General features: G+C 71.5%; 17 protein-coding genes. 9 read left to right on the top strand and 8 right to left on the bottom strand.

The features are described 5' to 3' along the window. Positions 1–163: 163 nt before the first annotated feature. The 5 genes from P3T37_RS25795 (at position 164) to P3T37_RS25775 (ending at position 7,232) form a co-directional block, all read left to right on the top strand. Positions 164–1,252, top strand: a complete 1,089-nt coding sequence (locus tag P3T37_RS25795) for a substrate-binding domain-containing protein (RefSeq protein ID WP_280726249.1) — start codon at positions 164–166, stop codon at positions 1,250–1,252. A 185-nt stretch (positions 1,253–1,437) separates the two neighbouring features. Further along, positions 1,438–2,223 (top strand): ATP-binding cassette domain-containing protein, encoded by a 786-nt coding sequence (locus P3T37_RS25790; protein WP_280726248.1) that lies wholly within the window; start codon positions 1,438–1,440, stop codon positions 2,221–2,223. Between the two features lie 41 nt (positions 2,224–2,264). Continuing rightward, the gene (locus tag P3T37_RS25785; RefSeq protein ID WP_280726358.1) at positions 2,265–3,515 is read left to right on the top strand and encodes a sugar ABC transporter permease; all 1,251 of its coding nucleotides are present in this window, start codon (positions 2,265–2,267) and stop codon (positions 3,513–3,515) included. Between the two features lie 184 nt (positions 3,516–3,699). Next, a complete protein-coding gene (gene dxs / locus P3T37_RS25780; RefSeq protein WP_280726247.1) occupies positions 3,700–5,613 on the top strand; it encodes a 1-deoxy-D-xylulose-5-phosphate synthase in 1,914 nt (637 codons plus the stop codon). Between the two features lie 92 nt (positions 5,614–5,705). Further along, positions 5,706–7,232 carry a glycosyltransferase family 39 protein gene (locus tag P3T37_RS25775; protein ID WP_280726246.1) on the top strand — a complete coding sequence of 509 codons (1,527 nt, stop codon included), beginning with the start codon at positions 5,706–5,708 and terminating at the stop codon, positions 7,230–7,232. A 31-nt stretch (positions 7,233–7,263) separates the two neighbouring features. On the opposite strand, the gene P3T37_RS25770 is transcribed toward P3T37_RS25775, so the two are convergent. The 6 genes from P3T37_RS25770 to P3T37_RS25745 all read right to left on the bottom strand — a co-directional run bounded on the left by P3T37_RS25770 (position 7,264) and on the right by P3T37_RS25745 (position 14,467). Continuing rightward, positions 7,264–7,725, bottom strand: coding sequence for an SPW repeat protein (locus P3T37_RS25770; RefSeq protein ID WP_280726245.1), 462 nt, complete (start codon positions 7,723–7,725; stop codon positions 7,264–7,266). A gap of 158 nt (positions 7,726–7,883) precedes the next feature. Continuing rightward, a complete protein-coding gene (locus tag P3T37_RS25765; protein WP_280726244.1) occupies positions 7,884–10,010 on the bottom strand; it encodes a 3-hydroxyacyl-CoA dehydrogenase NAD-binding domain-containing protein in 2,127 nt (708 codons plus the stop codon). A gap of 2 nt (positions 10,011–10,012) precedes the next feature. Then, complete coding sequence (locus P3T37_RS25760; RefSeq protein WP_280726242.1) at positions 10,013–11,230, bottom strand: acetyl-CoA C-acyltransferase; 1,218 nt, start codon at positions 11,228–11,230, stop codon at positions 10,013–10,015. A 200-nt stretch (positions 11,231–11,430) separates the two neighbouring features. After that, a complete protein-coding gene (locus P3T37_RS25755; protein ID WP_280726241.1) occupies positions 11,431–12,681 on the bottom strand; it encodes an HRDC domain-containing protein in 1,251 nt (416 codons plus the stop codon). 113 nt (positions 12,682–12,794) lie between these two features. Then, a complete protein-coding gene (locus P3T37_RS25750; RefSeq protein ID WP_280726240.1) occupies positions 12,795–13,502 on the bottom strand; it encodes a response regulator transcription factor in 708 nt (235 codons plus the stop codon). 314 nt (positions 13,503–13,816) lie between these two features. Further along, positions 13,817–14,467 carry a DUF3000 domain-containing protein gene (locus tag P3T37_RS25745; RefSeq protein WP_280726239.1) on the bottom strand — a complete coding sequence of 217 codons (651 nt, stop codon included), beginning with the start codon at positions 14,465–14,467 and terminating at the stop codon, positions 13,817–13,819. A 172-nt stretch (positions 14,468–14,639) separates the two neighbouring features. Between P3T37_RS25745 and hemE the strand changes: the two genes are divergently transcribed. The 4 genes from hemE to hemQ are packed head-to-tail and all read left to right on the top strand — an operon-like array spanning position 14,640 to position 18,634. After that, positions 14,640–15,728 (top strand): uroporphyrinogen decarboxylase, encoded by a 1,089-nt coding sequence (gene hemE, locus P3T37_RS25740; protein ID WP_280726238.1) that lies wholly within the window; start codon positions 14,640–14,642, stop codon positions 15,726–15,728. A gap of 43 nt (positions 15,729–15,771) precedes the next feature. Continuing rightward, the gene (locus P3T37_RS25735) at positions 15,772–16,473 is read left to right on the top strand and encodes a class I SAM-dependent methyltransferase (RefSeq protein ID WP_280726237.1); all 702 of its coding nucleotides are present in this window, start codon (positions 15,772–15,774) and stop codon (positions 16,471–16,473) included. Positions 16,474–16,496: 23 nt separating this feature from the next. After that, positions 16,497–17,930 (top strand): protoporphyrinogen oxidase, encoded by a 1,434-nt coding sequence (hemG, locus tag P3T37_RS25730; RefSeq protein ID WP_280726236.1) that lies wholly within the window; start codon positions 16,497–16,499, stop codon positions 17,928–17,930. After that, complete coding sequence (hemQ, locus tag P3T37_RS25725; protein ID WP_280726235.1) at positions 17,927–18,634, top strand: hydrogen peroxide-dependent heme synthase; 708 nt, start codon at positions 17,927–17,929, stop codon at positions 18,632–18,634. The genes hemG and hemQ overlap by 4 nt, the downstream gene beginning before the upstream one ends. 33 nt (positions 18,635–18,667) lie before the next feature. On the opposite strand, the gene P3T37_RS25720 is transcribed toward hemQ, so the two are convergent. Beyond that, a complete protein-coding gene (locus tag P3T37_RS25720) occupies positions 18,668–19,462 on the bottom strand; it encodes a TIGR04222 domain-containing membrane protein (protein ID WP_280726234.1) in 795 nt (264 codons plus the stop codon). A gap of 92 nt (positions 19,463–19,554) precedes the next feature. Continuing rightward, positions 19,555–20,052, bottom strand: a complete 498-nt coding sequence (locus P3T37_RS25715; RefSeq protein ID WP_280726233.1) for a SigE family RNA polymerase sigma factor — start codon at positions 20,050–20,052, stop codon at positions 19,555–19,557. Positions 20,053–20,230: the final 178 nt, after the last annotated feature.

Below are 20,230 nucleotides of genomic sequence, written 5' to 3'. Positions count from 1 at the left end.
CGCAAACCGTACAAATGTATCAACTTAGCCTTCGAGAAGATAACGAAAGGGTTTGGATCGCAGCACCGCTGGGTTTACTTGTTGACGACAAGGTGGAGTGACGGGTTGACTCCCTTCCACCTTGCCGCGACGTTGCGGCTCCGTCAGGGAGGCACCCCCCACCATGAACGCAATGATGCGTCGCGTCGTCATCGGCACCGCCGCGGTCTCGATGGCCCTCACCATGGCCGCCTGTGGCAAGGCCGGTGGCGGCACCTCGGCAAGCAGCGGTGACACCAAGACCGTTGGCCTGCTCCTGCCGGAGAACTCCTCCTCGGTCCGCTACGAGTCCTTCGACAAGCCGCTGATCACGGCCAAGATCAAGGACCTCTGCTCGGACTGCGACGTCAAGTACAACAACGCCAACGGCGATGCGGCGACCCAGAAGCAGCAGTTCGACACGATGGTCTCGCAGGGCGTCAAGGTGATCCTGCTGGACGCGGTGAACGCCAAGGGCACCGAGTCCTGGGTGACCGACGCCGCCAAGAAGGGCGTCAAGGTCATCGCGTACGACCGCCTCGCCGCCGGCCCGGTCGCCGCCTACATCTCCTTCGACAACGAGAAGGTCGGCGAGCTGCAGGGCCAGGCGCTGATCAGCGCGCTCGGCGCGAACGCCTCCAGCGACAGCATCGTCATGATCAACGGTGACGACGCCGACCCGAACGCCGGTCAGTTCAAGGCCGGTGCGCACAAGGTGCTCGACACCGGCGTGAAGAAGATCGCCTACGAGCAGTCCGGCCAGTGGCAGCCGACCGTGGCCAGCCAGAAGATCGGCGCCGCGATCACCGCGCTCGGCAAGACCGGCTTCCAGGGCGTCTACTCCGCCAACGACGGCATGGCCGCCGCCATCATCACCGCGCTCAAGGCCCAGGGCATCACCAACGTCCCGGTCGGTGGCCAGGACGCCGCCTCGGACGCCATCCAGCGCATCCTGACGGGTGACCAGGCGTACACCATCTACAAGGCGTACAAGCCGGAGGCCGAGGGTGCGGCCACCATCGCCGTCAACCTGCTGCACAACCTGAGCGTGTCCGGCGTGGCCACCTCGATGACCGCCAGCGGCAGCAGCAACATCCCCTCGCTGCTGCTCACCCCGGTCGTGGTGACCAAGGCCAACATCCAGAGCACCGTGATCGCGGACGGCCTCTACAAGGCCAGCGACATCTGCACCGCCCAGTACGCCGACGCCTGCAAGGCCGCCGGCATCCAGTAAACGGCCGAGGCCGGCCGGACCCTCCTGACGGGTCCGGCCGGCTGTTCGCCGTCCGGCGTACGGGCCTTGGCCGGGTACGCCTCCCCTTGTCTCCCGCACTACCTCTTCGCGCCCGGGGCGGCGCGTGGCTGACCCGGTCCGGTGGCAGATCCCCCAGGACCCGGGCACGAAGGAGCCCAGACACCATGGTTCACACAGACGCACCCATCCTGGCGTTGCGCTCGGTCTCCAAGCGATTCGGTGCCGTCCAGGTGCTCACCGGCGTCGACCTGGAGGTGCGCGCCGGACAGGTGGTCGCGCTGGTCGGCGACAACGGCGCCGGCAAGTCCACCCTGGTCAAGACCATCGCCGGGGTCCACCCGATCGACGAGGGCGCCATCGAGTGGGCCGGCAAGCCGGTCCACCTGAACCGTCCTCAGGACGCCCAGGCGCTCGGCGTCGCGACGGTCTACCAGGACCTCGCGCTCTGCGACAACCTCGACGTGGTCGCCAACCTCTTCCTCGGCCGCGAGCTCGTGCGCGGCGGCCGCCTGGACGAGGTGGCCATGGAGAAGCGGGCCAAGGAGCTGCTCGACACGCTCTCGATCCGGATCCCCAGCGTGCGCATCCCGGTCGCGGCCCTCTCCGGCGGCCAGCGCCAGGTGGTGGCGATCGCCCGCGCGCTGGTCGGCGACCCGAAGATCGTCATCCTCGACGAGCCGACCGCCGCCCTCGGCGTCGAGCAGACCGCCCAGGTCCTGGACCTGGTCGAGCGGCTGCGCGAGCGCGGCCTCGGCGTGATCCTGATCAGCCACAACATGGCGGACGTGCGGGCCGTGGCGGACGAGGTCGCGGTGCTGCGGCTGGGCCGCAACAACGGCGTCTTCCCGGTCGCGACCACCAGCCACGAGACGATCATCTCCGCCATCACCGGCGCCACCGACAACGCGGTGACCCGGCGCCAGGCCCGGGTGGCGGGGGCGAACCAGTGAGCAAGCACTCCACCACCCAGAACGCCTCCCGGACGAACGGCATTACAGTGACCGAGACTTCAGCGACGAACGTCCCCGCCGTGGACCCCCGGCTGCTGGTGCGCGAGCGCGGCTTCGCCGGCTACCTGGCCGAGTTCAAGAGCAAGTTGCGCAGCGGCGACCTGGGTTCGGTCCCCGTGGTGCTCGGTCTGATCCTGATCGCCGCCATCTTCCAGGGCCTGACCGGCAACTTCCTGAACGCCGGCAACCTCTCCAACATCGCCCTCTACATCGCGGGCCCGGGCCTGATCTCGGTCGGCATCGTCTTCGTGCTGCTGCTCGGCGAGATCGACCTCTCGCTCGGCTCGGTGGCCGGCGTCTCGGCCGCCATCTCCGCGGTGCTCTCCATCCAGCACGGCGTCAACGAGTACCTGGCGATCGTGATCGCCATCGTGGCGGCGCTGGCGATCGGCGCGCTGCACGGCTTCTTCTTCGCGAAGATCGGCGTGCCGGCCTTCGTCGTCACGCTGGCCGGCATGCTGACCTGGAGTGGTCTGCAGGGCTATGTGATGGGCAACACCGGGACGCTGAACAACATCCCGAACGGCGTGATCGCCAACCTGGACAACTACTTCTTCGACTCGGTCGCCGCCGCCTACGGCCTGGCCGCGGTCAGCGTGGCCGGCTACCTGGTGGCCGCGCTGAGGGGCGCCAGGAGCCGCCGCGAGGCCGGACTGCCGTTCCGCCCGGTCAGCGAGATCGCGCTGCGCGCCGGCCTGCTGGCCGTCCTCGCCTTCGGTGCCGCCTACGTCCTCAACCAGGACCGCGGCCTGCCGCTGGCCCTGGTGGTGCTGCTCGGTGTGGTGATCGTCACCGACTTCGTGCTGCGCCGCACCACCTACGGCCGCAAGGTCTTCGCGGTCGGCGGCGGCGTCGAGGCGGCCCGCCGGGCCGGTATCAACGTGGCCCGGCTGCGGATCTCGGTCTACATGATCTCGGCCGGCCTGGCGTCGGTCGGCGGCCTCTTCATGGCCTCGCAGGCCGGATTCGCCGACAAGCAGACCGGCAGCGGCTTCGTCCTGATGAACGCCATCGCGGCGGCCGTCATCGGCGGGACCAGCCTCTTCGGCGGTCGGGGCAAGACCTGGTCGGCGCTGCTGGGCGCGCTGGTGATCCAGTCGATCATCACCGGCCTGGACCTGGAGGGCATCAGCCAGTCGATCCAGTACATGATCACCGGCGCGGTGCTGCTCGGTGCCGTGGTGCTCGACTCGGTCTCCCGCCGCACCCAGAAGTCCGCCGGCCGCGGCTGATACCACCCCGAAGCCCGGAACGCGCCACCAAAGGGGGCGCGTTCCGGGCCTTCGCGCGCCCCGCCGGGGCCGCCCTCCCCGCACTCTGTCCGGCGGGTGGACATTAGACTCGACCAGCCGGACGAGTCCGAAGGGGCTCCCGGGACCGGGTTCACCCGGACACGTACTGACTGAGGAGGAACGGGTGGCCCTGCTGACCCGCATTCGGGGACCGCGCGATCTCGACCGGCTCACCCCGGGACAGCTGGCTGACCTGGCGCAGGAGATCCGGGACTTCCTGATCGAGGAGGTCGCCAAGACCGGCGGCCACCTCGGCCCCAACCTCGGCGTGGTGGAGCTCACCATCGCGCTGCACCGGGTCTTCGACTCCCCGCGCGAGCGGATCCTCTTCGACACCGGGCACCAGAGCTACGTCCACAAGCTGCTGACCGGTCGGCAGGACTTCACCCGGTTGAAGATGAAGGGCGGCCTGTCCGGCTACCCGTCCCGGGCCGAGTCCGAGCACGACGTGATCGAGAACTCGCACGCCTCCACGGTGCTCGGCTACGCCGACGGCATCGCCAAGGCCACCCAGTTGCAGGGCCTCAAGGACTGCCCGGTGGTCGCGGTCACCGGTGACGGCGCGCTGACCGGCGGCATGGCCTGGGAGGCGCTGAACAACATCGCCGACGGCAGGGACCGCCCGGTGATCATCGTGGTCAACGACAACGAGCGCTCCTACTCGCCGACCATCGGCGGCCTGGCCAACCACCTCACCACGCTGCGCACCACCCAGGGCTACGAGCGCTTCCTGACCTGGGGCAAGGACGCGCTGCAGCGCACGCCGGTGGTCGGCCAGCCGCTGGCCGGGGCGCTGCACGGCGCCAAGAAGGGCCTCAAGGACTTCATCGCCCCGCAGGGCATGTTCGAGGACCTCGGCCTCAAGTACCTCGGCCCGATCGACGGCCACGACATCACCGCCCTGGAGTCGGCGCTGCGCCGCGCCCGCGGCTTCGGCGGCCCGGTCATCGTGCACTGCATCACCGAGAAGGGCCGCGGCTACCAGGCCGCGCTGCAGAACGAGGAGGACCGCTTCCACGCGGTCGGCGTCATCCACCCCGACACCGGCCTGCCGGTGAAGACCTCCGGCAAGGACTGGACCTCGGTCTTCGGCGAGGAGATGGTCGAACTCGGCCGCGAGCGCAAGGACATCGTGGCGATCACCGCCGCGATGCTGCACCCGGTGGGCCTGGCGCCGTTCGCCAAGGCCTTCCCGAAGCGGACCTTCGACGTCGGCATCGCCGAGCAGCACGCGGCCGTCTCGGCCGCCGGCCTGGCGACGGCCGGTCTGCACCCGGTGGTCGCGGTCTACGCGACCTTCCTCAACCGGGCCTTCGACCAGGTCCTGATGGACGTGGCGCTGCACAAGTTGGGCGTCACCTTCGTGCTCGACCGCGCGGGCGTCACCGGCACCGACGGCGCGTCGCACAACGGCATGTGGGACATGTCGATCCTCCAGGTCGTCCCCGGGCTGCGGCTGGCCGCCCCGCGCGACGCCGACCAGCTGCGCGCCCAGCTGCGCGAGGCGGTCGAGGTCACCGACGCCCCGACCGTGGTCCGCTACTCCAAGGGCTCGGTCGGCCCGGCGGTGGCCTCGGTCGGCCGGATCGGCGGCATGGACGTGCTGCACGGCTCCGCCGACCAGCTGCCCGAGGGCGAGCACCGGGCGGACGTACTGATCGTCTCGGTCGGCGCGCTGGCCCCGCTCTGCCTGGACCTGGCCGCGCTGCTGGACGCCCAGGGCATCAGCTCCACCGTGGTCGACCCGCGCTGGGTCAAGCCGGTGGACGCCGCCCTGCCGGGCCTGGCGGCCGAGCACCGGGTGGTCGTCACGGTCGAGGACAACGGCCGGGCCGGCGGCGTCGGCTCCGCGGTCGCCCAGGCGCTGCGCGACGCCGAGGTGGACCTGCCGCTGCGCGACTTCGGCATCCCGCAGGAGTTCCTGGACCACGCCAAGCGCGAGGAGATCCTCGCCGAGATCGGCCTGACCGCGCCGGACATCGCCCGCCAGGTCACCGCGCTGGTCTCGCGGCTGGAATCCGTCACGGTGCGTGCCTGATCCCTTGCAGGGAACCGGAATTGCATGATTTACAGCTCATAGTGCAGGGACCGGCGGCACTCCCGCCGGTCCCTCCGGGTAGGTTGTCATTCGTGCCGACCGACTCCACGACCCTCACGCGCCTCGTCGCGCTGTACGCCAGGCTGCCTGACCGCGTACGGACGGGGTACTGGACCAGAGTCGTCCCGGTGCTCACCGTGCTGGCGGTCGCCACGCACATCCCCTCGTTCCTGCGGCCGGTCTGGAGCCCGGACGAGGGCTACCTCGCCACCCAGGCCCGGATGCTGGCCGACGGCGGAGTCCTCTACGACACCGTGGTCGACCGAAAGCCGCCTCTGCTGCCCTGGCTCTACGAGGCCTGCTTCTCGGTCTTCGGCTCGCTCTCACTCTGGCCGCTGCGCACCCTGGCCATCGTGGCCCACCTCGCCACCGCCCTGCTGCTGGCCTCGATCGCCCGCAGCCGCTGGGGCAACCGCGCGGGCGGCGCGGCCGGCGCCCTCTACCTGCTGCTCTCCATCGGGCTCTCCCCGGAGGACACCCAGGCGGCGACCTTCGAGGTCTTCATGCTGCCCGCGATGGTGGCGGCCTTCCGCTATGCCGAGCGCCGGCGCTGGCTGGCCGCCGGGATAGCGGTCGCGATCTGCTCGCTGACCAAGCAGACCGGCGGCGCGGTGCTGCTGCCGGTGCTCTGGATGCTCTTCCAGGACGCCCGCCGGCGCGGAGTGCGCTGGCGGCCCGCGCTGCTCAAGATCGGCTTCGGTTTCGCGGTGCCGATAGCCCTGGTCGCGGTGATCCTCACCAAGCCGAAGGGCTTCCTCTTCTGGGTGGTCACCGGCAGCGGCGACTACGCATCGCTGGGCGGCGGCGCCTGGTGGCAGATGCTCGGCCGGGCGCTGGGCAACTCGGCGATCCTGGCCGCGGCCGGCCTCGGCTTCCTGCTGCCGCTGGGCCGGCGGCTCTGGCTGCGCTACCGCGTCGGGCGCGAGCTGCCGACCGCAGGCACCTCCCGCGGCTCCACCGGCGACCTGTGGATCTTCCTGTTCTCCTCGGTGGTCGCGGTCGCCACCGGCTTCCACTTCTTCGGCCACTACTACCTGCAGCTGATGCCGCCGCTGGTGCTGCTGGGCGTCGGGGCCGTCTCGGTCTCGGCGATCAGCTGGCGCCCGGTGCTGGCGTACAGCATGGTGGCCTCGTTCGCCTTCTGGGTGCTGGCGGTGGCCTGGCCGGGCGAGCAGCTGAGCCAGACCACGGCGGTGGCCACCGCCGTTGCGGCCCGCAGCACCCCCAAGGACACCGTCCTGGTCTGGGGCATGCATCCGGAGCTCTACTACCTCTCCGACCGCAAGCCGGTCACCCGCTACCTGACCGCCGGCTTCCTGACGAACTTCAGCGGCGGCAAGGGCACCGCGGACGTCGGCGAGCAGTACAGCGTTCCGGACGCCTGGCAGACCTTCGACCAGGAGATCAACGCCAAGGGCCTGCCGGAGATCGTGGTCGACGACTCGGGCAACGCGCCCTACCAGCCCACCATGGTGCCGGTCATCGAGAACCTGCTGGACAGCCACTACGACGTGGTCGGCGCCTTCGGAGACACGATGGTCTACCGGCTCAGGAAGTGAACCGGTAGACCAGGACCGACGTGCTGCGTCGTCAGGTGTTACGACGGCCGATCGTGCGACGGGTGCCCATCACCATCCCGGCGGCGGTGAAACCGAGGAGGCAGGTCAGGCCTCCGACCACGACGTTGTTCCAGATCATGCCCTTTGTCGCGGTGTGGCCGATGGTCACGACCCACGGCGAGATGATCAGGAAGACGCCCGCTGCCGTCATCGCCCAGGTGAGCCCGAACATCCGGGCCGGGGCGACGGTGAGGCCGAGTCCCAGTGCCGCGATCGACAGCCCCATGATGAGGTTGACGAGGGTCAGCTCGTGGCTGGCGGCGCTGAAGTGCACGACGTAGGGCGAGATGGCCAGGTACAGACCCGCGAGGAAGACCAGTCCGTCGACTGCCACTCCCTGCGGCCCGTCCATCATGCGCGCGTACCGGTTCCGCATCTCCGAGATGTCCGGGTGGGTGGAGAGGTCACCGGGGTGATGTGAGACGTCGGCCATAACGACTCGCCTCCTTCGGGTGTGCAAGTGGTGCGATGTGCTTGGCCTATCCGTATTATGCGCTTTGTCCTAAATTGCTGCACGGCCCAGAGCGGCCGGAAACACCGAAGGGCGGCACGCTCCGGTGGGAGCGTGCCGCCCTTCGGCGTGTGCCGCGACTAGGCCGGGATGCTGGCCAGGCCGGGGGCGAGGAACTTCTTGCCGTTCACCCGCTCGGAGACACCCTCACGGTCCAGGTACGGGGTGATCCCGCCCAGGTGGAAGGGCCATCCGGCGCCGGTGATCATGCACAGGTCGATGTCCTGCGCCTCGCCGACGACGCCCTCGTCGAGCATCAGTCCGATCTCCTGCGCCACCGCGTCCAGCGAGCGGGCGAGCACCTGCTCGCCGGTCAGCACGGTGTCGCCGAACTGGAGCAGCGCCAGCACCTCGGGGTCCAGCACCTGCTGGCCGTCCACCCAGATGTAGAAGCCGCGCTTGCCGGCCTTGACCACCCGGCCGAGGTTCTCCGAGACCGAGAAGCGGTCCGGGAACGCCCGGTGCAGGGTCTCCGAGACGTGCTGCGCGATGGCCGGGCCGACCAGCTCCAGGAGCACGATCGGGGACATCGGCAGGCCGAGCGGGAGCACGCCCTGCTCGACCGTCTCGATCGGGGTGCCCTCGTCGATGATGGCCTGGATCTCGCCCATGAAGCGGGTCAGGATCCGGTTCACCACGAACGCCGGGGCGTCCTTGACCAGGACGGCGGTCTTCTTCAGCTTCTTCGAGACACCGAACGCGGTGGCCAGCGACGCGTCGTCGGTCTGCTCGCCGCGGACGATCTCCAGCAGCGGGAGGATCGCGACAGGGTTGAAGAAGTGGAAGCCGACGACTCGCTCGGGGTGCTCCAGCTTGGAGGCCATCTCGGTGACCGACAGCGAGGAGGTGTTGGTGGCGAGCACGCAGGTGGGCGAGACGACCGCCTCCAGGTCCGCGAAGACCTGCTGCTTGACGCCCATCTCCTCGAAGACGGCCTCGATGACGAAGTCCGCGTCGGCGAAGCCGGCGGCCTTGTCCAGCGAGCCGGAGACCAGGCCCTTGAGGCGGTTCGCCTTGTCCTGGTTGATCCGCTTCTTGGCCAGCAGCTTGTCGATCTCGGCGTGCACGTAGCCCACGCCCTTGTCGATCCGCTCCTGGTCGATGTCGGTGAGCACCACCGGCACCTCCAGACGGCGCGCGAAGAGCAGCGCCAGCTGGGAGGCCATCAGACCGGCGCCGACCACGCCGACCTTGCCGACCGGGCGGGCCAGCGACTTGTCCGGCGCGCCGAAGGGCTTCTTGGCCCGACGCTGCACCAGGTTGAACGCGTACAGACCGGCGCGCAGCTCGCCACCCATGATCAGGTCGGCCAGCGCCACGTCCTCGGCGTCGAAGCCCTTCTGCAAGTCTCCGTCCTTCGCCGCGGCCATGATGTCCAGCGCGCGGTAGGCGGCCGGGGCGGCGCCGTGCACCTTGGAGTCGGCGACCGCGCGACCCCAGGCGATGCACTGGTCCCAGTTGTCGCCGCGGTCGATCTCCGGGCGCTCGACCACGGTGTCGCCCTTGAGGACCTTGGCGGCCCACAGGATCGACTGCTCCAGGAAGTCGGCGGGCTCGAAGATCGCGTCGGCGATGCCGAGCTCGAACACCTCCTTGCCCTTGAGCTGCTTGTTCTGGCTCATCGAGTTCTCGATGATGACCTTGACCGCGTTGGCCGGGCCGACCAGGTTCGGCAGGATGGTGCAGCCGCCCCAGCCGGGAACCAGGCCGAGGAAGACCTCGGGCAGCGAGAACGCCGGGACGCCCGTGCTGACGGTGCGGTAGGTGCAGTGCAGACCGACCTCGACACCGCCGCCCATCGCGGCACCGTTGTAGAAGGTGAAGGTCGGCACCGGCAGTGCGGCGATCCGCTTGAAGACGTCGTGGCCGCCCTTGCCGATGGCCAGCGCGTCGCTGTGCTCCTTGAGCACCTCGACGCCCTTGAGGTCGGCGCCGACCGCGAAGATGAACGGCTTACCGGTGATCGCGACGGCGACCACCTTGCCGTCGGCGGCCTCGGCCTCGACCTGGTCCAGCGCCTCGGACAGCTTGGCCAGCGAACCCGGGCCGAAGGTGGTCGGCTTGGTGTGGTCGAAGCCGTTGTCCAGCGTGATCAGGGCCAGCTTGCCGGCCTGCAGCGGCAGGTCCAGGTGGCGGACGTGCGCCGTGGTGACGACCTCGCCGGGGAACAGCTCGGCGGCACGCTTGAGAAGCTCAGTGGTGCTCATCTTCACTTACCACCCTCGAAGTGCGGGTTCTCCCAGATGACGGTCCCGCCCATGCCCATGCCGATGCACATGGTGGTCAGGCCGTACCGGATGTCCGGGCGCTGCTCGAAGCGGCGGGCCAGCTGGTTCATCAGGCGCACGCCGGTGGAGGCCAGCGGGTGGCCGTACGCGATCGCGCCGCCGTACGGGTTGACGCGCTCGTCGTCGTCCGCGATGCCGTAGTGGTCCAGGAGCGAGAGCACCTGGACGGCGAAGGCCTCGTTGATCTCGAAGGCCTGGATGTCGTCGATCGTCAGACCGGCCTTGGCCAGCGCCTTCTCGGTCGCCGGCACCGGGCCGATGCCCATGACCTCGGGCTCGACGCCCGCGTAGGCGAACGAGACCATGCGCATCTTGATCGGCAGGCCGAGCTCCAGGGCCACGTCCTCGGCCGCGAGCAGCGACGCGGTGGCGCCGTCGTTCAGGCCGGCCGCGTTGCCCGCGGTGATGTTGCCGTGCACCCGGAACGGGGTCTTGAGGCCCGCCAGGTTCTCCATCGTGGTGCCCGGGCGCATCGGCTCGTCGGTGGTGGCCAGGCCCCAGCCGGTCTCGCCGGCGTCGGGGTTGGTGTTCCGCACCGAGATCGGCACCAGGTCGGGCTGGATGTCGCCGTTGGCGTACGCCTTGGCGGCCTTCTCCTGCGAGCGCACCGCGTAGGCGTCGCAACGCTCCTTGGTGATGTGCGGGAGCCGGTCGTGCAGGTTCTCCGCCGTCATGCCCATGAACAGCGCCGACTCGTCGACGATCTTCTCGGAGATGAAGCGCGGGTTCGGGTCGACGCCCTCACCCATGGGGTGGCGGCCCATGTGCTCGACGCCACCGGCGAGGACGACGTCGTACGCGCCGAAGGCGATACCGCCGGCCGTGGCGGTGACGGCGGTCATCGCGCCGGCGCACATGCGGTCGATCGCGTAGCCGGGCACGGACTTCGGCAGCCCGGCCAGCAGACCGACGCTACGGCCGATGGTCAGGCCCTGGTCGCCGATCTGGGTGGTGGCCGCGATGGCGATCTCGTCGATCCGCTCGACGGGCAGGTTCGGGTTGCGGCGCACGAGTTCCCGGATGCACTTGACGACCATGTCGTCCGCCCGGGTCTCGTGGTAGATGCCCTTCGGGCCGGCCTTGCCGAACGGGGTGCGGACGCCATCGACGAAGACGACGTCCCTCGCGGTACGAGGCACGGGGGCTCTCCTCCCAGGGACCAACAGAACAGGTGGCAGGCCGCCACCGGAACCCCGTCACGGGGACGGCCGAGCAGCACTGCTTCACCGCCATGCTACTGGTCGGTAACCAACTTGCCCAGGGCCGGGGTCCCCACGGGCTTGTGTCCCGCGACACGTCCCCGGGCGAGTCCAAGGGCTCGCCCGGGGAACGCGTGCGGCTACTCGCTCGGCGGCGTCTTCGCAGCCGTCTCGAAGGCCGTGGCCAGCACCGGGGCGACCAGCTCGACCTGCCAGCGCCGGGCCCCCAGGGTGCGCAGCGCGCCGGCGATGGTGGCCGCGGTGGCCTCGGCCGGCGGCTCCCAGGAGACCCGGCGGACCAGCTCGGGCGTGATCAGGTTCTCGGCCGGCAGGTTGTTCTGCTCGGCCAGCTCGGTCACCGCGGCGCGCGCCGCGGAGAGCCGGGCGGCGGCCACCGGGTCCTTCTCGGCCCAGGCGCGCGGCGGCGGCGGGCCCTCGTGCGGCGCGGTGGCCGGCGGCAGCTGCGCCTCCGGGATCGCCCGGGCGCGCTCCAGCGCGGCCATCCACTGCTCCAGCTGCCGGCGGTGCACCCGCGGGCCGAAGCCCTGGACGGCCTGCAGGGCCGGCACGTTCAGCGGCATGGCGAGGGCCGCGGCGACGATCGCGGCGTCCGAGAGCACCCGGCCCGGCGAGACGTCCCGCTCCTGGGCGATCCGGTCGCGGGCCTGCCAGAGCTCGCGGACCGCTGCCAGCTGCCGGCGCCGACGCACCTTGTGCAGCCCGGAGGTGCGGCGCCAGGGGTCCACCCGGGGGGTCGCGCGCGGTGCGGCCGCGATCGCGGCGAACTCCTCCAGCGCCCATTCGAGCTTGCCCTGGCCGTCCAGCTCCTGTTCGAGTGCGTCCCGCAGCTCGACCAGCACCTCGACGTCCAGAGCGGCGTAGCGCAGCCACGGCTCGGGCAGCGGGCGGGTGGACCAGTCCACCGCCGAGTGCTCCTTGGCCAGCGTGTAGCCGAGCACGCTCTCGGTCATCGGGCCCAGGCCCACCCGGGGGAACCCGGCGATCCGTCCGGCGAGTTCGGTGTCGAAGAGCTGACGCGGCCTCATTCCGACCTCGGCGAGGCACGGCAGGTCCTGGGTGGCGGCGTGCACCACCCATTCGGCGTCGGCCAGCGCCTCGCCGAGCGCGCTCAGGTCGGTACAGGCCGCCGGGTCGATCAGCGCGGTGCCGGCGCCCGCGCGGCGCAGCTGGATCAGGTAGGCACGCTGGCCGTAGCGGTACCCGGAGGCCCGCTCGGCGTCGACGGCCACCGGTCCGGTGCCTGCCGCGAAGGCCGCGACGACGGCGGCCAGCGCCGTTTCGTCAGCGACGACGGGAGGGAGGCCGTCCCGGGGTTCGAGGAGCGGGACCGGCTGTGTCTCTACGGCGATGGCATCGATGGCTTCGGTCACTCACCAAGGGTACGACGAGCCTCGTGGGCGGGAGCCTGATCGTCAGCCGTGGACCTGCCGGAACGCCAACGGCGGTCCGGAGGAAACGTTCCTCCGGACCGCCGCGCGGCCGCTCAGTGGATGATGCCGGTCCGCAGGGCGACGGCGACCATGCCCGCCCGGTCGCCGGTGCCCAGCTTGCGGGCGATCCGGGCCAGGTGGCTCTTGACGGTCAGGGCGGAGAGGCCCATCGCGACGCCGATGGCCTTGTTCGACTGGCCCTCCGCGACCAGCCGCAGGACCTCGACCTCGCGCCCGGAGAGCTCGCGGTAGGTGGTCGGCTGCGTACCGGGCGCGCCGGGCGCCCCGGGAGCGCCGCCGTGGCCGGGCGTGCCGGGCATCCCGGGACGGCGCATCCGGCCGGCCAGGCCGCCCGCGCCGATCGGCAGCCCGGGGCGTCCGGGCATCGCGACGTTGGTGCGGGTGCCGGTCACCACGTAGCCCTTGACGCCGCCGGCCAGCGCGCTGCGGACCGCGCCGATGTCGTCGGCGGCCGAGAGCGCCAGGCCGTTGGGCCAGCCGGCTGCCCGGGTCTCGGCCAGGATGGTGAGCCCGGAGCCGTCCGGGAGGTGGACGTCGGCCACGCAGATGTCGCGCGGCGTGCCGACCCGGGGACGGGCCTCGGCAATGGAGGACACCTCGATGACGTCGCGCACACCGAGAGCCCACAGATGCCGCGTGACGGTGTTGCGGACCCGGGGGTCAGCGATCACCACCATGGCGGTGGGCTTCGTCGGACGGTAGGCAACCACGTTCGCGGGGTGGTCGAGAAGGACCGACACCAGGCCTCCTGTGGGGAGTGGCGGACGGAACCCCGAGGGGGGAAGGAGTCGGAGTGTTCCGCGTATGGAAAGGGTCACAGACTGCTTCGGCATCATCCGCGCCCGGCTTTAGCGAAAGATCACTATCTAGTGAGTCACAATACGGACAAATCGAGCAGGCGAGTGATGCGACATGCCTGCGACTCGGGCGGAAATCGGTCCCGAAAAGTCGTAAACGGACATGCCGGGGCGCCGAGTTGACGCATGGTGACGCCCCGCGTGCGTGCGGTGGCACGGCGCGGGGCGGTGGGCGGGGTGCGAGGGCCCGTCAGCCTTCAGTGTGAGCGCGGCCGGCGACGGGCAGGCATCGGGACCACTCCGCCGAGTGACGGCGCGTCAGGCAGTGACAGGGGCGCGGGCATCGACGGCGGGAGCCCGCCGCAGATGCAGAGCAGGTCCGCCCAGGCGGCCAGGTGCCGCTCGAAGCGGCCGTCCGAGGGCGTCCAGGAGGCCCGGACCTCGATCTCGGTGGAGGAGGCCCGGTCGGACAGCGCGCCGAAGTACTGCGAGGAGCTGCGCGACACCGTGCCGCTCGGCTCGCCCGCGATCGCGCCATGGGTCTGCAACGAGTCCGTCAGCCAGGCCCAGCCGACCTCGGAGAGCATCGGGTCGTCCGCGATCTCGTGCTCCAGCTCGGCGCGCGTCATGGTGACGATCCGGAACTCGCCGTTCCAGGCCTCCTGGCCCGCCGGGTCGTACAGCAGCACGAGGCGGCCGTCGGCCACCTCCTCGCCGTCCACCTCGACCGAGGCGGTCACCGCCCAGCTGTACGGCGCCAGCCGGCGCGGCGCCGGGGTGGGGGCGAGCTGCACCTCGGGGCGCAACCGCGCTCCCGCCAGCGCCTCCACCGCGCTGCGGAACTCGATCGGCGCCGATTCCTTGCTCGTCCCGCCACTCTGTGCGGGGTTCCCGCCGACCGCTGCCATGACCTGAAGACTAGGCGGCGCGCGGCCATGATGCGCGGAACTGCTGCCCGCGTGGCGCTGTGTCTTGGCCCGCTGTCCCGTTCTGTGCCGGTACGCCCCGACCGGCTGACCTTGGAGGAACTGACGAGTGGCCCCGGGCGGTCCTTGAGGACTCGCGTGGGAGGATGGCCGCGTGAGTGAGACAACCGCAGCCCAGACCGGTCAGCAGGCTCCCGCGCGCCGCGGCGCCGCGTACGACTCCGCGTTCCTGCGCGCCTGCCGGCGAGAGCCGGTTCCGCACACCCCCGTGTGGTTCATGCGCCAGGCGGGCCGCTCGCTGCCCGAGTACCTGAAGATCCGCGAGGGCATCCCGATGCTCGAGTCGTGCATGCGGCCCGAGCTGGTCAAGGAGATCACCCTGCAGCCGGTGCGCCGGCACAAGGTGGACGCCGCGATCTTCTTCAGCGACATCGTGGTGCCGCTGAAGGCGGTCGGCATCGACGTCGACATCAAGCCCGGCATCGGCCCGGTGATCGCCGACCCGATCCGCACCCGCGAGGACCTCCAGCGGCTGCGCCCGCTGGAGCCCGACGACGTCCCCTACATCACCGAGGCGATCGGCCTGCTGGTGGCGGAGCTGGGCAGCACCCCGCTGATCGGCTTCGCCGGCGCGCCCTACACGCTGGCCAGCTACCTGGTCGAGGGCGGTCCCTCCAAGAACCACGAGCGCACCAAGGCCATGATGTACGGCGAGCCCGAGCTCTGGGCCGAGCTGGTCGACCGGCTCGCGGACATCACCGCCGGGTTCCTCAAGGTGCAGATCGAGGCCGGCGTCTCGGCCGTCCAGCTCTTCGACTCCTGGGTCGGCTCGCTGGCGCCCGACGACTACCGCCGCTCGGTGATGCCCGCCAGCACCAAGGTCTTCGACGCGGTCGCCTCCTACGGCGTGCCGCGGATCCACTTCGGCGTCGGGACGGGCGAGCTGCTCGGTCTGATGGGCCAGGCGGGTGCCGACGTGGTCGGCGTCGACTGGCGGGTGCCGCTGCACGAGGCCGCCCGCCGGGTCGGCCCCGGCAAGGCGCTGCAGGGCAACCTCGACCCCGCGGTGCTCTTCGCGCCGACCTCGGTGATCGAGACCAAGGCCCGCGAGGTGCTGCACTCCGCCTGCGCGATCGGCGAGAGCGGCCACATCTTCAACCTCGGCCACGGCGTTACGCCCGGCATGGACCCGGACGCCCTGAGTCGGCTGGTCGCCTTCGTCCACGAGAACAGCCAGCGCTGATAATTGGATCGCCGTCCCCCGGGTGTCTGTCGATACTCGGGGGATGAGTCGTTTCGAGGACTTCGACAGGCGCGGCTATCGGACGGTGGACGTCCGCACGGGGTACGGCGAGTGGGTCGCCGACTACGAGGACACCGTGCAGGACGTGATGGACCTGGCGCTGCTGGACGAACTCGCCGTCCCCGACTGGCCGTCGGTGCGCCGCGCGGCGGACCTCGGGTGCGGCACCGGGCGCACCGGGGTGTGGCTGCGGGGCGCCGGCGTCGCGGCGGCGGACGGGGTCGACCTGACGCCGCAGATGCTCGCGCTGGCACGTGAGAAGGGCGTCCACGAGCGCCTGGTGGAGGCGGACGTCGCCGCGACCGGGCTGCCGGGCGGCGGGTACGGGCTGGTGATCTGCTCGCTGATCGACGAGCACCTGGCCGACCTGCGGCCGCTCTACCGGGAGGCGGCGCGGCTGGCGGAGCCCGGCGCGCTCTTCGTCCTGGTGGTCTTCCACTCGCACTTCATCATGCTGAGCGGGATGCCCACGCACTTCACCGCCGCTGACGGGGAGCCGGTCGCCATCACCACCCACGTGCACCTGCTGAGCGACCATGTCGCGGCCGGTCTCGGCGCGGGCTGGCAGCTCGCGGAGCTGCGCGAGGGCGTGGTGGACGACCGCTGGGTGGCGGTGAAGCCGAAGTGGGAGCGCTACCGCGGGCACCCGGTGTCGGCGGCGCTGGTCTGGCGCAAGGCGTCCTGACGCGTTCTGCGAGACTGTGGAGCATGTCTGAACCACTACCGCAGGTCGTCGTGATCGGCGGCGGCATCGCCGGCCTTGCCGCTGCCGCTCTGCTCAGCGGGGCGGTCGGCGGGCCGGCGCGGGCCGTCGTGACGCTGCTGGAGGCGAGCGACCGCTTCGGGGGCAAGCTGAGGGTCGGTGAGGTGGGCGGGGTCCAGGTGGACCTCGGCGCCGAGGCGATGCTGGCGCGGCGTCCCGAGGCCGTCGACCTCGCGCGGGAAGTCGGCCTGGCCGACTTCCTGGAGCCGCCGACCACCGCCAAGGCCGCCATCTGGAGCCGGGACGCCCTCTGTCCGCTGCCCGCCGGGCAGTTGATGGGCGTCCCCGGCGACCTGGCCGCCCTCGCCGCCTCCGGAGTGGTCTCCGCCGAGGGGGTGCGCCGGGCCGGCCGCGAGGAGCCCGTCGAGGTCGGCGAGGACATCGCGATCGGCCGCTACATCGAAGCCCGGCTCGGCCGCGAGGTGCTCGACCGGCTGGTCGAGCCGCTGCTCGGCGGCGTCTACGCCGGGCACGCCGACGAGATCTCGCTGGGCGCCGCCGTCCCGCAGCTGCTGCCGATCGCCCGGGGCGGCGGCTCGCTGGTGGCCGGGGTGCACGAGCTGGTCTCCCGCGGGAGCACGGCCGCCGCGCCCGCACCGGTCTTCCAGGGCCTGCGCGGGGGCGTGGGCACCCTGCCGCCCGCGCTCGTCGCCGCCTGCGAACGCGCCGGGGCGCAGCTGCACACGCACGCCCCCGTCCAGTGGCTGCGCCGCACCCCCGAGGGGTGGCAGGTCCGCACCGCGGAGCGCACGATCAGCGCCGACGCGGTGCTGCTGGCCGTCCCCGCCCCCGTCGCGGCCCGGCTGCTCGGCGACGCCGCCCCGGGCGCGGCCGCCGAACTGGCCGCCGTCGAGTACGCGAGCATGGCCCTGGTCACGCTGGCCTTCCGGCGGGCCGACCTGCCCCGGCCGCCGAGCGGCAGCGGCTTCCTGGTCCCGCCGGTGGACGGCCGGGCGGTCAAGGCTTCCACCTTCTCCTCCAACAAGTGGGGCTGGCTGGCGCGCTCCGCGCCGGACACCGTCGTGCTGCGGACCTCGCTCGGCCGCCACCGCGAGGAGCAGGCCCTCCAGCTGCCCGACGAGGAGCTGGTCGCCCGCTCACTGGTCGACCTGGGCACGGCCGTCGGCCTGACCGCCGTGCCGTACGACACCGCCGTCACCCGCTGGACCGGCGGCCTGCCGCAGTACCCGGTGGGCCACCCGCAGCGGGTGGCCCGGATCCGCGCGCAGGCGGCCCAGGTCGGCGGCCTCGCGCTGGCCGGCGCGGCCTTCGACGGCGTGGGCATCCCGGCCTGCATCGCCAGCGCCCGGCGTGCGGTCAACGAGTTGTTGACCCCGCCGCTCGGCGCATCCCGTCCGGAAGGAACAATGTCGGCATGACCGATACCGCTGAGCAGGCGAAGAAGAAGGCGCGGGACCTCAACCAGGTCATCCGCTACACCATGTGGTCGGTGTTCAAGCTCAAGGACGCGCTGCCCGAGGACCGCAGCGCGCTGGCCACCGAGGTCGAGGAGCTGTTCGAGCAACTGGCCGCCAAGGACGTCACGGTGCGCGGCACCTACGACGTCTCCGGGCTGCGCGCCGACGCGGACCTGATGATCTGGTGGCACGCCGAGAACTCGGACGACCTGCAGGAGGCGTACAACCGCTTCCGCCGCACGGGCCTGGGCCGCCGGCTGGAGCCGGTCTGGTCGAACATGGCGCTGCACCGCCCGGCCGAGTTCAACAAGTCGCACATCCCGGCCTTCCTGGCCGACGAGACCCCGCGCGGCTACGTCTGCGTCTACCCGTTCGTCCGCAGCTATGAGTGGTACCTGCTGGAGGACGCCGAGCGTCGCCGGCTGCTCTCCGAGCACGGCCAGCTGGCCCGCGGCTACCCGGACGTCCGCGCCAACACGGTCGCCTCGTTCGCACTGGGCGACTACGAGTGGCTGCTGGCCTTCGAGGCGGACGAGCTGTACCGCATCGTCGACCTGATGCGCGACCTGCGCGCCTCCGAGACGCGGCTGCACGTCCGCGAGGAGGTGCCGTTCTTCACCGGGCGCCGCAAGCCGGTCGCCGAACTGCTGAACGGCCTGGTCTGATCCACCCCGCCCGGCCGCTGCGGCAGCTGTCCGTCAGCGCCGCAGCGGCCGCAGTGCGGCCCGCAGCCGGGCGTCCGGGACGGCGGCGGGACCGCCCATCGCCACGGCGGTGAGCAGCCGCTTCTCGTCCTGCACCCGCTCGCCCGGCCCGCTCAGGCGCTGCGGCAGCCGGACCGCCTCCAGCACCTCCTGCCCGGCCGGCGCCGCCCACCGGGTGTACGGCTGGACGTCCACCCGGGCCATCAGCAGCGTCCCCGTGGTGAGCACCAGCGGCAGCGAGAACCAGGCCAGCGCGGCGGCGGTGGTCTCGCGGCCCCCGGGCGCAGTCAGCGACATCGCCGCGACCATCAGCACCACCGAGAGCAGCAGCGCCTGCCGGACCTGGCGCAGCGACTGGACGACGCTCTCCCGGATCGCCGCCGGAGTGGCCAGGCCGGCCAGCGCCAGCCGGCTGCCTATCTCCAGCACCGTGCGGTGCGCGGCCAGGTTCTCGCGCAGCTGCGCGGTCAGGCACTGGCCGTCCGGACCTATCTCACCGATCAGCGCCCGCTCCAGGCGGCTGCGGCCCTGCGGGTCCACCACGGTCGTCCAGCCGGTGTGCGCCAGGTGCAGCCGGCCGCGCCCGCTCATCAGCACCAGTGCCAGGTCGACCACCCGCTCGGGCCCGCCGGCCAGGTACGCGGTCTCGTACAGCCCGATCCCGACCGCTTCGGCGGGTTCCTCGTCCTGCGGGCCGGCCAGCGCGTCCGCCGTTGCGGCGGTGCGGATCAGGCGCAGACAGGAGACCACGGCGACGACGCAGGCCGGGACGAGAAAGACGAGCCACATGGCCTTGTTCTAGACCGCCAGACTGCGCACGTCGCGCAAATCAGCCCCGCGATACCGAATCGTGACCGCACTGCCGTTCGGCCGAGGGCTGCTCACGAGAAGAGCAGCTCGCGGTCCTCGCCCAGGTGCGAGCGGAGTACGGCCAGCGCGCGCATGCTCTGGGTCTTCACGACGGAGGTGCTCACGCCGAGGATCTCGGCGGTGACCTCCACGCTGTGGTCCTCCCAGTGGCGCAGCAGCAGGATCGCCCGGTCGCGGCGCGGGAGCTGCGCGAGGGCGTCCAGAAGCGTGAGCCGCACGGCGGTGGCGTCCGGCGTGTCCGGCTGCTCCGGCAGCTTGTCGGTGGCCACCTCGCCGGTGCTGCGCAGCCGCTTGTGGTCGAGCAGGCTGTTCAGCAGCACCTTGCGGGCGTAGAGGAACGGGTCGGTGTCCCGCCGGGTTATCCGGGGCCACGCCACGTACATCTTGGTGAGGGTGGTCTGGGTGAGGTCCTGGGCCAGGTGCCAGTCCCGGCACATCAGGTAGGCGATCTGCCGCAGACGGGTTGCACCGCCCTCGGCGAAGGCGGTGAACTCTGCTTCTTTGCGCACCGGTGGATGCCCTTCTGGCTCTGTCGCTGGGAAGACGAACGGGCGTGGGGGGGGGGGGGGGGGGGGGGCCGGGGGGGGGCGGGGGGGGGGGGCGCCGGGCCGGCCCCCGGGGGGGGGGGGGGCCCCGCCCCCCCCCCCCCCCCGGGCCGGGGGCGCGGCCGGGGGCCCCCCCGGGGAC

The organism is Kitasatospora sp. MAA4 (assembly GCF_029893355.1).
Classification (GTDB): domain Bacteria; phylum Actinomycetota; class Actinomycetes; order Streptomycetales; family Streptomycetaceae; genus Kitasatospora.
This window is presented reverse-complemented; position numbering and strand designations above follow the sequence as displayed.

Excerpts from the sequence above, each read along its gene's own strand:
- P3T37_RS25720 (WP_280726234.1), bottom strand. The coding sequence starts at position 19,462 with ATGTGGCTCGTCTTTCTCGTCCCGGCCTGCGTCGTCGCCGTGGTCTCC.
- P3T37_RS25745 (WP_280726239.1), bottom strand. The coding sequence starts at position 14,467 with ATGGCAGCGGTCGGCGGGAACCCCGCACAGAGTGGCGGGACGAGCAAG.
- P3T37_RS25735 (WP_280726237.1), top strand. The coding sequence starts at position 15,772 with ATGAGTCGTTTCGAGGACTTCGACAGGCGCGGCTATCGGACGGTGGAC.
- P3T37_RS25770 (WP_280726245.1), bottom strand. The coding sequence starts at position 7,725 with ATGGCCGACGTCTCACATCACCCCGGTGACCTCTCCACCCACCCGGAC.
- P3T37_RS25790 (WP_280726248.1), top strand. The coding sequence starts at position 1,438 with ATGGTTCACACAGACGCACCCATCCTGGCGTTGCGCTCGGTCTCCAAG.
- P3T37_RS25765 (WP_280726244.1), bottom strand. The coding sequence starts at position 10,010 with ATGAGCACCACTGAGCTTCTCAAGCGTGCCGCCGAGCTGTTCCCCGGC.
- P3T37_RS25795 (WP_280726249.1), top strand. The coding sequence starts at position 164 with ATGAACGCAATGATGCGTCGCGTCGTCATCGGCACCGCCGCGGTCTCG.
- hemG (WP_280726236.1), top strand. The coding sequence starts at position 16,497 with ATGTCTGAACCACTACCGCAGGTCGTCGTGATCGGCGGCGGCATCGCC.
- hemQ (WP_280726235.1), top strand. The coding sequence starts at position 17,927 with ATGACCGATACCGCTGAGCAGGCGAAGAAGAAGGCGCGGGACCTCAAC.